This window comes from Dinoroseobacter sp. PD6 (assembly GCF_028807315.1).
GTDB lineage: Bacteria > Pseudomonadota > Alphaproteobacteria > Rhodobacterales > Rhodobacteraceae > Dinoroseobacter > Dinoroseobacter shibae.
In genome coordinates this window covers 68,267-82,382 of record NZ_JARAMN010000011.1, presented here as the reverse complement: position 1 = coordinate 82,382, position 14,116 = coordinate 68,267, and the positions used below count along the sequence as shown (strand labels likewise).

Below are 14,116 nucleotides of genomic sequence, written 5' to 3'. Positions count from 1 at the left end.
CATGGGGATCACCATCGCGACGCTGGCGGACAAGGCAGAGGTCGAGGCCGCGCATCCGTGGGAGGCCGCACAGCCGGCGCAAACGCTCTACGAGCTGCTGACACGGACCAGGAACGCCCATGGGGATCGGCGGGCGATGACCTTCACGCTGACCTCTGATCCGAAGGACGCGGGCGAGACGCTGACCTGGCGCGAGCTGCACGGCAAGGCGACCCAGGCGGCGAACCTGTTCCGCTCCCTCGGGATCGGTGAGAACGACGTGGTCGCCTACGTGCTGCCCAACGCCTCGGAGACGGTCTGGACCTATCTCGGCGGGTCGGTGGCCGGAATCGTCAACCCGATCAACCCGCTGCTGGAGCCGGACCAGATCGCATCGATCCTGAACGAGACCGGGGCCAAGGTCGTGGTCACGCTCAAGTCCTTCCTGAAGACCGACGTGGCCCAGAAAACCGCCGAAGCCGTGGCCATGGCGCCCGCGGTGACCCATGTGCTCGAGGTGGATCTCAAACGCTATCTCAGCCCGCCCAAGAGCTGGATCGCGGGTCTGCTGCGGCCGAAAAACCCGGTCAGGCATCACGCCAAGGTGCTGGATTTCAACGCCGAGCTGGCGCGCCAGAAATCCGACGGCCTGACCTTCCCCGACAGTTTCGAGGACCGCGTGGCCGCCTATTTCCACACCGGTGGCACCACGGGCATGCCCAAGGTCGCGCAGCACAAGTATTCCGGCATGATCTACAACGGCTGGCTCGGGGCGGAGTTGCTTTTTACCCACGAGGACACGCTGATCTGTCCGCTGCCGCTGTTTCATGTGTTTGCCTGTTACCCGGTGCTGATGTCGGTCATCACCTCCGGCGGGCATGTCGTCTTCCCGACGCCGCAGGGCTACCGCGGCGAGGGCGTGTTCGACAATTTCTGGAAGCTGATCGAGCGGTGGGAGGTGACCTTCATGATCACCGTGCCCACGGCGCTGGCGGCACTGATGCAGCGCCCGGTGGACGGGGATGTCTCGACCCTGCGGATCGGGATTTCCGGCTCCGCCCCCCTGCCGATGGAACTTTACAGCCGCTTCAAGGAGGCGACGGGCGTCAGCATCGCCGAGGGCTACGGTCTGACCGAGGCCACGTGCCTGGTGTCCTGCAACCCGATCGACGGGGTGCAGAAGGTGGGCTCCGTCGGGATCCCGCTGCCCCATACGGAGGTACGCATCCTGCATTGCGAGGATGACGGCACGATCAGCCATGAATGCGCGACCGACGAGATCGGCGAGATCTGCATCGCCAATCCCGGGGTGTACGAGGGTTCGACCTATACCGAGGTCGGCAAGAACCTGGGGCTCTATGCGGACCAGATCTACCTTCGGACCGGGGATCTGGGCCGGATCGACGAAGAAGGCTACCTGTGGATCACCGGCCGGGCCAAGGATCTCATCATCCGCTCGGGCCACAATATCGACCCCGCCGAGATCGAGGAGGCGCTGATGGCCCATCCCGCGGTCGCCATGGTCGGTGCTATCGGACAGCCGGATGCCTATGCCGGCGAATTGCCCGCGGCCTATGTCGAACTGGTGGCCGGCGCGCAGACCACTGTCGAGGAGTTGATGGCATTCGCCAAGGAGCATGTGCACGAACGCGCGGCCCATCCCAAGCACCTGGAATTTCTCGACGAGTTGCCCAAGACCGCCGTGGGCAAGGTGTTCAAGCCCGATCTGCGCAAGCTCGCGATCAAGCGGGTCTATGACCGGGCGCTGGCAGAGGCGGAGCAAGCCGCCGAGGTGGCCGAGGTAGTCGAGGACAAGAAGCGCGGGCTGGTGGCACGCCTGCGCAAGACCGGGGACGTGGACGGCGACGCGGTGGCGCGCACCCTGGGCAGCTACACCCGGCCCTGGGAGTGGATCGACTGAATTTTATGGAGCTTGCAAGGCTCCGTTAACATTTCGGTAAGGATTGCGCCGCACCCTCTTGGGAGTGACCTCCTGGAGGAAGATATGATCTACGCGATTCTCGGCACGGCATTCGGCGGACTTGGCGCGATTGTTTGTCTCTTCCTCGGGGCGCCGGTGCTCGTGGCGCTTTCGGTCTATATCGGCACGGGGTTGCTTTGCTGTCTGCTCGGGATCGCCCTTGCCGGGCTCTGCCTGTGGCGGAACCCGGATCAGGACGACGGGCGCTTTCCGGAAGGGATGCAGTAGCGCGGCTTGGTCAGGGGGCGCTGCAACGCTCAGACCGCGCCGACCGGTGCCACATCCACCGATTGGGCACTCGTGCCCTTGGCGGCGGTGCGCAAGACCCCCTTGATCGGCGAGACATCCGAATAATCGCGGCCATAGGCCACCACGATATGATCCGTCTGCACGGCAATGTCGTTGGTCGGGTCGTACTCGACCCAGCCCAGTTCCGAGCCGCACCAGGCGCTGACCCAGGCATGCATCGCGTCCGCGCCTTCCAGTCGGGGCTGACCCGGCGGGGGCAGGGTCCGCAGGAAGCCGCTGACATAGCATGCGGGGATCGCCAGGCTGCGCAGGGCCGCGATGAAGATATGGCTGTAATCCTGGCAGACGCCGTGGCGGTTGACGAAGGCGTCGATCATCGGCGTGTCCACCGTGGTCGCCGTCGCATCGAAAGTCATCTCGGCATGGAGCGCGTGGCCCAGCGCCTGCATCTGCGCCAGCACCCCCCCCGTGACCGGCGCGGTGATGTCGGCCGCAAAGGCCGCGATCTCGGACCGGGCCGGCACCCGCGGCGAGGGGCCGAGGAAGTGATGCGGGGCCTGCCCGTCGAGATGGCGAACCTCGGCGATTTCCTGTGCGAGCCGGTTCCGGTCGGGGGAGATGTCGAGCTGCGGCTCGCGCGTCAGGCAGCGCACGCGCGCCTGCATGGTGATCCGCATCTTGTCATGGGGCGCGTCGTGGTAGAACACCGTCGCCCGGTTGCCGAAGAAATCCACGAAAGCGTTCCGCGTGTCCGCCACGGGGTCGCAGGTCAGCAGGCTGGTCTGCACGATCTGTCGCCCGGGCAGGGCCGCGGGCATCACCCGGGTCAGGTGCCGCGCGCCGCCCGCTCGGCCCGCATAGGTGTGATCGAGCTTCAGCCGGATGTCATAGAGCATCGCCCGCCCTCATGTCAGGTACGTGGCCGCGAGCAGGTCCGAAAGGGTCCAGATCTGCCGCTGCAGGATGCGCAGCCGGTCCGGGGTGAGCGTGTCGGGCACCTGCACCGCGAGGTCCGTGTGCACCTGCAAGGCCGCGCGGGCCACCGGCGACAGGCCCGGGCTGCGCCGGGTCTGGGGCAGGGCGTCGATATGGCTCTTGAGCCGCCCCAGGTGATAGCCGACCGCGCGGGGATTGTCGGGGTCCAGCGCAAGGATCTGGCGCAGACTGTCGGGGCTCACCGACCTGAGGAACCGCGCCCGGTGGGCCATGGTGCTGTCGCCCAGCTCCAGCGCAAGATCCAGCGCTCCGTCCGGCGCATCCGGGTCCAGCACCCGGGCGAGGATGGCGCACATGGTGCTGGCCCGCTCCACCGACATGCCGGCACTCATGAACCGCCAGCCCGCCGAGCGGTACATGTTCTCGTGCACCAGCCCGGAAAACCCGGTCAGCTTGCGTAGCAGGATGCCCACCGCCGCCGCCGCCTCTTCGACCGCGATGGGGTTTGCGCGCAGCTTCCGGCTCGCCTTCAGCAGGTCCTTCAGTGCCAGCATCCCGTCCACCGAGACCTGGTCGCGGATGCGCGCGGCACAGTCGACCGCGGCTTCCAGCGCGGACTGGAACCCTTCGGACAAGGCCACCGGGTCGCGGCCCGTGCTGTTCAGAAACGCGCGCAGGATGAAATCGGGCAGGTCCGCGTCGGGTTCGACCCCGGCGCTGATCAATCCGTAATAGGCGCGGTAGGCCCGCATCGCCCCTTCGGCTCGTTCGATATAGCGCCCAAGCCAGAAGAGGTTGTCCGCCGCCCGGCTGGGCAGGCTGTAGGCGGAATTCAGCCCCCCCGGATCGCCGCTCGGGGCGGGCATGAGGCTGGGTCTGGGCACCGGGCTGTCGCTGACCACCCAGACATCCGACACCGACCCGCCCGCCTGCATGGCGATGGCCGATGCGTTGTTGCGTGAGGCGACCCGGGCATAGCCGCCCGGCATCACCCGCCAACCCGTCGCGGTGCGCGCGAGGAAGATGCGCAGGGACATCGGGCGCGGGGCCAGTTTGCCGTCCTTCCAGACAGGGGTCGTGGAGAGCGTCACAATCTCCTGGCCCACCAGGTCGCCGCCCCGATCCTCCAGCAGCTTCGCCACCCGGGCGCTGCCCTCGGCGCTGTAATCCTCCGGCCCGCTGGTCCCGCCGGGGTCGTCATAGGGCAGGCGCGTGGCGTAGGCCGAGCTGATCATCATCTTGTCGCGGTGGGCCAGCACATGGGCGCGTTCGGCCGCCTGGCCGCACCACCAGGTCGCGATGTTGGGCAGCGCCAGGGGTGCCCCGGTCAGCGCGCGGGAAATCTTCGGCAGAAAGGCCAGCATCGCGCGGGTTTCCAGCACCCCGGCCCCAAGCGCGTTCACGCAGGACACGCCGCCCCGGCGCACCACGTCGACAAAGCCCGCCGTGCCCAGTGTCGAGGCCTCGTTCAGCTCCAGCGGATCGCAGAACTCCGCATCCAGCCGACGCCACAGCACCGAGATCGGGCGCAACCCGTTGACCGAGCGTACCTTCAGCTGCCCCTGGTCCACGGTCAGGTCTTCGCCTTCCACCAGCAGCATCCCGAGATAGCGCGCGAGATAGGCATGCTCGAAATAGACATCGTTCATCTGCCCCGGCGTGAGCAGGGCCAGAGGCTCGTCGCGGTCCTGCCGCTGGCCCACGAGCGTGTCGCGGAACGCCTGGAAGAACCCGGCGAGCCTGTGGACATTGGCGCGGGCATAGAAGTTCGGGAAGGTCCGGCTGGTCGCGATGCGGTTTTCCAGGGCGAAACCCGCGCCGGAGGGGGCGTCCGTCCGGTCGCCCAGCACCCACCACTGGCCCGAGGGCGCGCGCCCGACCTCGAAGGCGATGAAGTTCAAAAAATGGCCCGAGGCCGGTTTGACCCCCACCATCGGGCGCAGCCAAGCGGGGTTCTGGGCGATCAGCTCCGCAGGCAGGTGTCCCTCGGCCAGCAGCCGGTTCTCGCCATAAAGATCGGCGACCACCTGTTCCAGCAGGTCCGCACGCGCGATCAGCCCCGCGGCGATCTCGGTCCATTCCTCCTGCGACAGCAGGACGGGGATCGGGCTGAGGGGCCAGTCGCGCTCGCTCGCAGCCTCCGCGCCGTATTTGCGATAATAGACCCCGGCATCGCGCAGATACTGCGTGCCCCGGTCGAACCGCATGGCCACCCCTTCGGCATCGATCCGGCCCAGGTGTTCCAGGAACGGGCGCCAGACAGGGCGGATGGCCCCCGTCGCATCGAAGAGCTCATCGGCCACGCCCGGTTGCGGGACATAGCTGCCCAAGAGGCCCCCGAAGGAGCCGGGATCACCCGCGGGCGCAGTCAGGGGATCGGGCATGGGCCATGTCAGACATTCGGGGGCCGTCTCAGGTCCAGGGTCATCGGGAATTCCGGGTGCGGGGTTTCCGCAACCGGCGTGTGGTCGCCTGCAGTATGACCGTGCGCTTCGAACCGGGCAAGGCGGCGGGCCTCGGCCTCGTTGCCGTTGACCGGAAAGGTGTCGTAATTGCGCCCGCCCGGATGGGCCACGTGGTAGCGGCAGCCGCCCAGGGCCCGCCCGGTCCAGCTGTCGAAGATGTCGAAGGTCAGCGGGGCCTGCACGGGCAGGGTCGGATGCAGGCTCTCGGCCGGTTGCCACGCCTTGTAGCGGACCGCCGCCACCCGGGTTTCGGGGCAGGCGGTCGGGCGCAGGGGCACGCGGCGGCCATTGGCGGTCACGGTGTAGCGCGCGGGGTCCGCCCCGGTCAGCTTGACCTGCAAGCGCTCCACCGAACTGTCGGTGTAGCGCACCGTGCCGCCGATCGCCCCCGTCTCGCCCAGCACATGCCAGGGCTCCAGCGCCTGGCGCAGCTCCAGCGTCATGCCCTCGTACGTGACCTCGCCGCAAAACGGGAAGCGGAATTCCGACTGGGCGGTGAACCAGGCCGGGTCCACGGGCAGGCCGTGCGCGGCCAGATCGCGGCAGACCTCGGTGAAATCCTCCCACAGGAAATGGGGCAGCATGAACCGGTCATGGAGCTGCGTGCCCCAGCGGGTCAGCGGCCCCGACAGCGGCGCCTCCCAGAACCGGGCGATCAGCGCCCGGATCAACACCTGCTGGGCCAGCGACATGCGCGGGTTGGGCGGCATCTCGAAGCCGCGGAACTCCACGAGGCCCAGCCGCCCCGTGGGGCCGTCGGGGGAGTAGAGCTTGTCGATGCAGATCTCGGACCGGTGCGTGTTGCCCGTTACGTCGATCAGCGCGTTGCGCAAGAGCCGGTCCACCAGCCAGGGCGGCGGGGCCGCGCCCTTGTCCGGATCGGGGATGTTGGCAAGCGCGATTTCCAACTCGTAAAGGCTGTCATGCCGGGCCTCGTCGATGCGCGGTGCCTGGCTCGTGGGGCCGACGAAGACGCCGGAGAACAGGTAAGAGAGGCTCGGATGCCGGTTCCAGTGCAGGATCAGCGAGCGCAGCAGGTCCGGGCGCCGCAGGAAGGGGCTGTCCTCGGGGGTGGCCCCGCCGACGACCACATGGTTGCCGCCGCCGGTGCCGGTATGGCGCCCGTCGATCATGAACTTGTCCGCGCCAAGCCGCGCTTGCCGCGCCTCTTCATAGACCGCTTCGGTGATGGCGACGCAGTCGTCCCAGCTGTGCGCGGGATGGACGTTCACCTCGATCACGCCCGGGTCCGGGGCCACGCGGATCACGTTGAGGCGGCTGTCGCCCGGCGGCGCGTAGCCTTCGATATGGACGGGCGTGTCCTGGGCGGTGGCGGCGGCTTCGGTCGCGGCGAGCAACTCGAGGTAATCCGCCGCCGACTCCACCGGCGGCAGGAAGACGCAGAGCTTGCCCTCGCGCGGCTCGACGCTGATCGCGGTGCGCACCGGGCCGCCGATCTCCGTCAGGTACTGCGCGGTCTGGGTCTCGCCGCCTTCGGAGGCTGTGCTGCTGGCAGGGGCGCGTTCGCGCCGGTCGCGCAGACGCTCGGCTTCGCGCGCCACGAGGTCGGGCTCGGGCAGGGGGGCCTGCTCCGCAAACGGGTCGGCCGGATAGGTGTAGGGGTAGCTGGCCGCCGGCACATGGGGCAGGGAGCCCAGGGGCAGCCGGTAGCCCACGGGGCTGTCGCCCGGGGTCAGGAACAGCTTGCCACGCCGGAGCGACCAGCGCTCCGAGCGCCAGCCCGCGCCCGCCTTCGCCTGCCAGCGCTGCACCGGCAGGACGTAGCCCGACGGCTCGGTCAGGCCGCGCTCGAACACCCGCGCGATGCGGTGGCGCTCTTCGGGGTCTTTCAGCTTGGAATTCTCGGGGCTCACGTTCTCGGGCAGCTGCGCCTCGCGCACCAGCCACTCGGCCGGGTCCTCATAGGCGGGGGTCACGTTGTCCTCGGGCACGCCAAGGGCTGCCGCGATGCCCGACAGCAGGGATTCGGCCGCCTCCGGGCCGGGGGTGGCGTCGGTCTTCTCCCGCGCGATCAGGTCCGCATTGGTCCAGAGCGGCTTGCCGTCCCCGCGCCAGTAGAGCGAGAAGGTCCAGCGCGGCAGGGTCTCCCCCGGATACCACTTGCCCTGCCCGTAATGCAGAAACCCGCCCGGCGCGAAGCGGTCGCGCAACCGCCGGATCAGCGTATCGGCCAGCGCCCGCTTGGTCGGGCCCACGGCGGCGGTGTTCCATTCCGCGCTCTCGAAATCGTCGATCGACACGAAGGTCGGCTCGCCCCCCATGGTCAGCCGCACGTCGCTCGCATCGAGCTTGGCGTCGACCTTGCGGCCCAGATCGTTCAGAGCCTCCCACGCCGCTTCGGAAAACGGCTTGGTGATGCGCGGATGCTCGGCGGTGCGCGTGACCTGCATGTCGAAGTTGAACTCGACATTGGCGGCACTGGCTACACCGGCAATCGGGGCGGCGTTGCGGTAATGGGGGGTGGCGGCCAGCGGGATGTGGCTCTCGCCCGCCAGAAGCCCGCTGGTGGGGTCGAGCCCGATCCACCCCGCGCCGGGCAGGTACACCTCGGCCCAGGCATGCAGGTCGGTGAAATCGTGATCCGTCCCCGACGGGCCGTCCAGCGCCTTGAGATCCGGTTTCAACTGGATCAGGTAGCCCGAACAGAACCGCGCCGCGAAGCCCAGGTGCCGCAGGATCTGGATCAGCAGCCAGGAGCTGTCCCGGCACGACCCCTTGCCCACGGTCAGGGTCTCTTCAGCGGTCTGCACCCCCGGCTCCATCCGGATGACATAGCCGATATCCCGCGCGATCCGCGCGTTCAGCCCGACGAGGAAATCCACCGTCCGCGACGTGTCCCGCGGCAGCGCGTCGAGATAGGCCCGCAGGCGCGGCCCCGCCGCCTCGGGCGCCTTGTAGATGCTCAGATCCGCGGCGAGATCCTCGGGATAGGCAAAGGGCCATTCCTCGGCGGTGTCCTCCACGAAGAAGTCGAACGGGTTGTAGACCGACATGTCCGCGACCAGGTCGACCTCGATCTTCAGCTCCCGCACCGGCTCCGGGAAGACGAAGCGTGCCATCCAGTTGCCATAGGGGTCCTGCTGGTGGTTCACGAAATGCCCCTCGGGCGACACCTTCAGCGCATGGGAGATCACCCGGGTCCGGCTGTGCGGCGCCGGGCGCAGGCGTATGATCTGCGGCCCGAGCGTCACGGGGCGATCGTATTTGTAATGGGTCAGGTGATAGATGCTGGCCGTGATGGACATGGACTGCCGCCTTCCGGGAAATGGCCTCTGTTGGTTCGTCCTAGACCACCCGGTCGGTTTTGCAAGGGCCGGATGGCCGGGGCGAAGCCGCCGGTCCGGGGTGCTGGGGGCGGGCAGGGGCCAGGGGGGGGCCGCCTTGCGGGTTGGACCGATGCGGCGCTGCTCCGGGCGCGCGGCCCTTGTGGCGACCTCGATATCCTCTGGTCAGAGCGCGGGCAGTTTGGCCGGGACCGGTTTGATCCCGGGGCGCGGCCCCTACACGCCCAGCCAGCGGTTGGTTTGCTCGGCCCCAAGCGCGTCGATCGAACCGGACCAGACCGTCCTGCCCCGGGCGAGGATGACCGCCGTATCGGCCACCTGCCGCAACTCCCGCAGGGACTTGTCCACCAGGATCAGGCTCAGCCCGCCTTCCGCGCGCAGCCGCGCGATGGCCGCCCAGATCTCCTGCCGGACCACCGGGGCCAGCCCCTCGGTGGCCTCGTCCAGCACCAGAAGCCGCGGATTCGTCATCAGCGCCCGCCCGATCGCCAGCATCTGCTGCTCGCCCCCCGAGAGCGACCGCGCCACCTGGTCCCGGCGCTCGGCCAGCCGCGGGAAAAGCGCGCCCACCCGCGTTATGTCCCACGGCCCCGGACGTGCCGCGGCCAACAGGTTCTCTGCCACGGTCAGCGGCGCGAAACACCGACGCCCCTCGGGCACCAGCCCGACCCCGAGCCGCGCGATCCGGTGCGCGGGCCGCCCGGTGATCTCCACCCCCGCCAGGCGCACGCGGCCGCCGGTCGGCGGCAGCAGCCCGCACAGCGTCTTGAGCGTCGTGCTCTTGCCCATGCCGTTGCGCCCCATCAGGGCCAGCGCGCCGCCCTCTTTCAGGGTCAGGTCCACCCCGAACAGCGCCTGGGATGCCCCATAGGCGGCGGTCACGCCCTCGATCTGCACCAGCGGGCTCACGGTCCCTCCTCGCCCAGATAGGCGACGCGCACATCGCGGTTGCGGCGGATCTCCTCCGGCGCGCCGGTGGCGATCACCTCCCCCGCGACCAGCACGGTGATCCGGTCTGCCAGGGCAAAGACCGCGTCCATGTCATGCTCTACCAGCAGGATCGGCGCCTCGGCCCGCAGCCCGTCGAGCAGCCCGGTCATCGCCGCCGTCCCCTCCAGGCCCAGCCCGGCCATGGGCTCGTCCATCACGAACAGCCTCGGCGCGAGTGTCAGCGCCACGGCGACCTCCAGTTGCCGCCGCTGCCCGTGGGACAGCTCCGCCGTGACCGCGCCCGCATGTTCGGCCAGCCCGACGCGCTGCAAGGCCGCCTCGGCCACCGCGCGCAGGGCAGCGTCCTTGAGGATCGGCCGCCAGAGCGACAGCCGCGCGCCTGTCGCCCCCTGCGCGCCCAGAACCGCGTTCTCCAGCACCGTGTGCCCCATGGCCAGTTGCGAGATCTGAAACGTCCGCGCCAGGCCGAGCCGCGCCCGCGCCGGGGTGGGCAGGCCGGTGATGTCCCGCCCTTCCAGGCTCACCGTGCCCGCATCGGGCCGCAATGCCCCGGTGATCTGCGCGATCAGGGTGGATTTGCCCGCCCCGTTCGGCCCGATCAGCGCGTGGATCTCGCCAAGGCGCAGATCGAGGCTGACCGCCCGGCTCGCCTCCAGTGCGCCGAACCGCTTGGTCACCCGGTCGAGGGCGAGGATCGGCGCGCTCACGCCCGCCCCCGCAGCAGCGTGCCCACCAGCCCGCCCTTGGCAAAGAGCACAACGCCGAGCAGAAGCGCCCCGAGATAGATCAGCCAGTACTCGCTCAACCCGCCCAGCCAATGCTCCAGCAGGATGAAGAGCGCGGCGCCCGCCACCGGCCCGAAGAGCCGCGCGACCCCGCCAAGGATCACGAAGACCATGATCTCGCCCGAGGTGTGCCAGCTGAACATGGCGGGGCTGACGAACCGGTTGAGATCGGCGAAGAGCGCGCCCGCCAACCCCGTGATCGCGCCGGAGATGGTGAAAGCGATGAGCCGAAGCCGGAAGGGCGAGAAGCCCAGCGTCTCCGCCCGCGCCGGGGCCTGCCGCGCGGTCGACAGGGCCAGGCCAAAGGGCGAGGCGGTGATGCGCGCACAGACGAACAGCGCGAGTAGCAGCAGCCCGTAGCACAGCAAAAAGAACTGGATCGGGTCGAGCGTGTTCAGCCCCGGAAAGCCGTTGCGCACATAGATCGACAGCCCGTCCTCGCCGCCATAGGCCGGCCAGGAAATGGCGAAGTAGTAGAACATCTGGCCGAAGGCGAGGGTGATCATGATGAAATAGACCCCCGTGGTGCGCAGGGACAGCGCACCCACGGCCAGCGCGGCCAGCGCGCTCAGGACCATCGCGGTCAGCCATATCACCGGCATCGACTTCGTGCCCTCGATCACGAAGGGCGCCTCCATCAGCGGATCGAAGGTCTGCGCGTGGTGGGCGAGAATGCCCATCGCATAGCCCCCGATCCCGAAAAACAGGGCATGCCCGAGGCTCACCATCCCCCCCAGCCCCAGCGCCAGGTTCAGCCCGACACCGGCCAGCGCCAGGATCGCCACCCGGGTCGCCAGCGTGATCGTGAAAGGCTCGTCCGCGACCCAGGCCCAGAGCGGCACGGCCAGCAGGCCGAGCGCGATTGCGAAGTTGATCCAAGTCTCCCGGCTCATGTCAGCTCTGCCCGAACAGGCCGTTGGGCCGGAAGATCAGCACCCCGGCCATCAGGATGTAGATCGCCATGGAGGCCAGCGCCGAGCCCACCGCCGTGGCCATGGACGGCTCCAGCACCGTGCCGAACGCCACGGGCAGGAGCGTGCGCCCCAGCGTGTCGGTCAGCCCCAGCAGGAGCGCGCCGACAAAGGCCCCCTTGATCGACCCGATCCCGCCGATCACGATCACCACGAAGGCGAGGATCAGCACCGGCTCGCCCATGCCGACCTGCACCGACTGGAGGGCGCCCACCAGCGCCCCCGCCAGCCCCGCAAGGGCCGCGCCAAGAGCAAAGACCAGCGTGTAGAGCCGGTCGATATCCACGCCCAGGGCCGCGATCATCTCCCGATCCGCCTCGCCCGCCCGGATCTGCACGCCGATCCGGGTCTTGGCGATCAGCCAGAACAGGGCCGCGGCAATCGCCAGCCCGATCCCGATGATCGCCAGCCGGTAGGCCGGGTATTCGATCCCGAAGGGCAGGGTGACCGGGCCGGAAAGCGCCGAGGGCACCTCCAGGAACAGCGGAAAGGACCCGAAGATCCAGCGCGTGCCCTCCGAGAAGATCAGGATCAGTGCGAAGGTCGCAAGCACCTGGTCGAGATGGTCGCGGGCATAGAGCCGGCGGATGATCGTCACCTCGATCAGCGCGCCCGCGGCGGCGGCGGCCGCCAGCGCGGCCGCGAGGCCCAGCACGAAGGAGCCCGTCGCCCCAGCCACGGCGGCGGCGGCAAACGCACCGACCATGTAGAGCGAGCCATGGGCGAGGTTGATCAACCCCATGACGCCGAAGACCAGCGTCAGCCCGGCGGCCATCAGAAACAGCATCACGCCGAATTGCAGCCCGTTGAGGACCTGCTCGATCAGGAGGATCGCACTCATCTGCCTGCCTGTGCCTTCACCGTTCCGGCCCTGCCGCCCCGGGGCGAACCCCGCGCGACCAAGGCTCTTGCAAGAGCCTTGTCAAGCGCCTTGCAAGGCGCTTGGTCGCCCCGGCTCACCCGGTCTGCCTACATCCGGCACTCGTCCGCATAGGCGTCGCCGCGGTCCTCCAGCGCCACGCCCAGGGTCTTGTTGGTGAACACGTCCCCCTCCTGGATCACTTCGCGCACGTAGATGTCCTGGATCGGATGGTTGTTCGGCCCGAACCGGAAATCCCCGCGGGTGGAGGCGAAATCGGCCTCCTTCAGCGCCGCGCGAAAGGCCTCGGTGTCCGACACGTCCGCCTTGGCCATCGCACTCAGCAGCAGGTTGGCGGTGTCGAACCCCTGGCTGGCATAGAGCGAGGGCAGCCGCCCGTACTCCGCTTGGAAGCTCTCGACAAAGGCCACGTTCGCCGGGTTGTCGAGATCCTTGTTCCACTGGCTGGTGTTCTTCACCCCCAGCGCGGCCTCGCCCACCGCCTGCAGGATCCCCTGGTCGAAGCTGAAGGCCGGGCCCACGACCGGCAGGTCCACACCGGAAGCTGCGTATTGCTTGAGGAAGGAAATCCCCATGCCCCCGGGCAGGAAGAAGAACACCGAGTCCGCCCCCGACGCCCGGATCTGCGCGATCTCGGCGGCATAATCGGTCTGGCCCAGCTTGGTGTAGAACTCCCCCGCCAGCGCGCCTTCATAGAACCGCTTGTACCCGGTCAGCGCGTCCTGCCCCGCCGGATAGTTTGGCGCGAGGATATAGGTGTTCTTGAACCCGGCCTCGTTGGCATAAGCGCCTGCGGCCTCGTGCAGGTTGTCGTTCTGCCAGGCTACGTTGAAATAGTTCGGGTGGCACCCGCGCCCGGCCAGCGCCGAGGGCCCCGCATTGGGCGACAGGTAGAACTTGCCCTGCGCGGTCGCCGCCGGGATCACCGCCATGGCGAGGTTGGAAAAGATGATGCCTGTCAACACATCGACCTTCTCGGACTGGATCATCTTGTCGGCCAGCTGCACCGCGATGTCCGGCTTGCGCTGGTCGTCCTCGATCACCACCTGCAGGTCCGGGTTGCCCGCCTGCTTGACCGCCAGCATGAAGCCGTCGCGCACATCGATGCCCAGCCCCGCGCCCCCGCCCGACAGTGTCGTGATCATCCCGACCTTGACCGGGTCGGCCCAGCCCGCGCCCGCGGTGGTCGCGGCCAGCAGGGCCGCCATCAGGGTGGTTTTCAGCTTCATGTGGTCTCTCCCCTATCGGTGTCCGGCGTTTCTCAGAACGCCTTGAAGGTCAGTGTTGTCAGCGTCCGCTCGATCCCGTCGATATCGAGCAGGTTCTCGTTGATGAACCGCCCCACATCCGCGCCTTCGGGGATATAGAGCTTCATCAGCAGGTCGTATTCGCCGCTGGTGGAATAGAGCTCCGAGTGGATCTCGCGCAGGGTGATGTCGTCGGCCACCCGATAGGCAGTGCCCGGACGGCAGCGGATCTGGACAAAAACGCAGGTCATGGCAGACGCCTCCCTTTTGGCGAACCGAACCCGTTTTCGGCCCGAAAGACCAGACTTCATGCACCTGATTTCGGGAATTTTCGTCGCCTTTCGCGCAAAATCGCGGCTTTGATGCC

At 68.4% G+C, this 14,116-nt stretch carries 11 protein-coding genes; 2 read left to right on the top strand and 9 right to left on the bottom strand.

All coding sequences use genetic code 11. From position 1 onward, the window contains the following. Position 1: 1 nt before the first annotated feature. Positions 2-1,900 (top strand): acyl-CoA synthetase, encoded by a 1,899-nt coding sequence (locus PVW48_RS16890; RefSeq protein ID WP_274582175.1) that lies wholly within the window; start codon positions 2-4, stop codon positions 1,898-1,900. Between the two features lie 84 nt (positions 1,901-1,984). Beyond that, positions 1,985-2,188, top strand: a complete 204-nt coding sequence (locus PVW48_RS16885) for a hypothetical protein (protein WP_012177532.1) — start codon at positions 1,985-1,987, stop codon at positions 2,186-2,188. A gap of 29 nt (positions 2,189-2,217) precedes the next feature. Here the strand turns inward: PVW48_RS16885 and PVW48_RS16880 are convergent, their stop codons facing one another. The 9 genes from PVW48_RS16880 to PVW48_RS16840 form a co-directional block, all read right to left on the bottom strand. Beyond that, positions 2,218-3,105: a transglutaminase family protein gene (locus PVW48_RS16880; protein ID WP_274582174.1), complete on the bottom strand. Its 888-nt coding sequence runs from the start codon at positions 3,103-3,105 to the stop codon at positions 2,218-2,220. A gap of 9 nt (positions 3,106-3,114) precedes the next feature. Further along, entirely contained in the window at positions 3,115-5,529 is a 2,415-nt protein-coding gene (locus tag PVW48_RS16875; protein ID WP_274582173.1) for a circularly permuted type 2 ATP-grasp protein, read from the bottom strand. An 8-nt stretch (positions 5,530-5,537) separates the two neighbouring features. Then, positions 5,538-8,876, bottom strand: a complete 3,339-nt coding sequence (locus PVW48_RS16870; RefSeq protein ID WP_274582172.1) for a transglutaminase family protein — start codon at positions 8,874-8,876, stop codon at positions 5,538-5,540. 255 nt (positions 8,877-9,131) lie between these two features. After that, the gene (locus tag PVW48_RS16865) at positions 9,132-9,824 is read right to left on the bottom strand and encodes an ABC transporter ATP-binding protein (protein ID WP_274582171.1); all 693 of its coding nucleotides are present in this window, start codon (positions 9,822-9,824) and stop codon (positions 9,132-9,134) included. Continuing rightward, complete coding sequence (locus tag PVW48_RS16860) at positions 9,821-10,573, bottom strand: ABC transporter ATP-binding protein (protein WP_274582170.1); 753 nt, start codon at positions 10,571-10,573, stop codon at positions 9,821-9,823. Before PVW48_RS16860 ends, PVW48_RS16865 begins: the two co-directional genes overlap by 4 nt. Beyond that, positions 10,570-11,544, bottom strand: coding sequence for a branched-chain amino acid ABC transporter permease (locus tag PVW48_RS16855; RefSeq protein ID WP_274582169.1), 975 nt, complete (start codon positions 11,542-11,544; stop codon positions 10,570-10,572). The genes PVW48_RS16860 and PVW48_RS16855 overlap by 4 nt, the downstream gene beginning before the upstream one ends. Position 11,545: 1 nt before the next feature. After that, positions 11,546-12,463 (bottom strand): branched-chain amino acid ABC transporter permease, encoded by a 918-nt coding sequence (locus tag PVW48_RS16850; protein WP_274582168.1) that lies wholly within the window; start codon positions 12,461-12,463, stop codon positions 11,546-11,548. A 128-nt stretch (positions 12,464-12,591) separates the two neighbouring features. After that, positions 12,592-13,731 carry an ABC transporter substrate-binding protein gene (locus tag PVW48_RS16845; RefSeq protein WP_274582167.1) on the bottom strand — a complete coding sequence of 380 codons (1,140 nt, stop codon included), beginning with the start codon at positions 13,729-13,731 and terminating at the stop codon, positions 12,592-12,594. 32 nt (positions 13,732-13,763) lie between these two features. Continuing rightward, entirely contained in the window at positions 13,764-14,000 is a 237-nt protein-coding gene (locus PVW48_RS16840) for an Lrp/AsnC ligand binding domain-containing protein (RefSeq protein WP_012177541.1), read from the bottom strand. Positions 14,001-14,116 lie beyond the last annotated feature (116 nt).

Excerpts from the sequence above, each read along its gene's own strand:
- PVW48_RS16880 (WP_274582174.1), bottom strand. The coding sequence starts at position 3,105 with ATGCTCTATGACATCCGGCTGAAGCTCGATCACACCTATGCGGGCCGA.
- PVW48_RS16855 (WP_274582169.1), bottom strand. The coding sequence starts at position 11,544 with ATGAGCCGGGAGACTTGGATCAACTTCGCAATCGCGCTCGGCCTGCTG.
- PVW48_RS16840 (WP_012177541.1), bottom strand. The coding sequence starts at position 14,000 with ATGACCTGCGTTTTTGTCCAGATCCGCTGCCGTCCGGGCACTGCCTAT.
- PVW48_RS16890 (WP_274582175.1), top strand. The coding sequence starts at position 2 with ATGGGGATCACCATCGCGACGCTGGCGGACAAGGCAGAGGTCGAGGCC.
- PVW48_RS16845 (WP_274582167.1), bottom strand. The coding sequence starts at position 13,731 with ATGAAGCTGAAAACCACCCTGATGGCGGCCCTGCTGGCCGCGACCACC.
- PVW48_RS16850 (WP_274582168.1), bottom strand. The coding sequence starts at position 12,463 with ATGAGTGCGATCCTCCTGATCGAGCAGGTCCTCAACGGGCTGCAATTC.
- PVW48_RS16885 (WP_012177532.1), top strand. The coding sequence starts at position 1,985 with ATGATCTACGCGATTCTCGGCACGGCATTCGGCGGACTTGGCGCGATT.
- PVW48_RS16870 (WP_274582172.1), bottom strand. The coding sequence starts at position 8,876 with ATGTCCATCACGGCCAGCATCTATCACCTGACCCATTACAAATACGAT.
- PVW48_RS16875 (WP_274582173.1), bottom strand. The coding sequence starts at position 5,529 with ATGCCCGATCCCCTGACTGCGCCCGCGGGTGATCCCGGCTCCTTCGGG.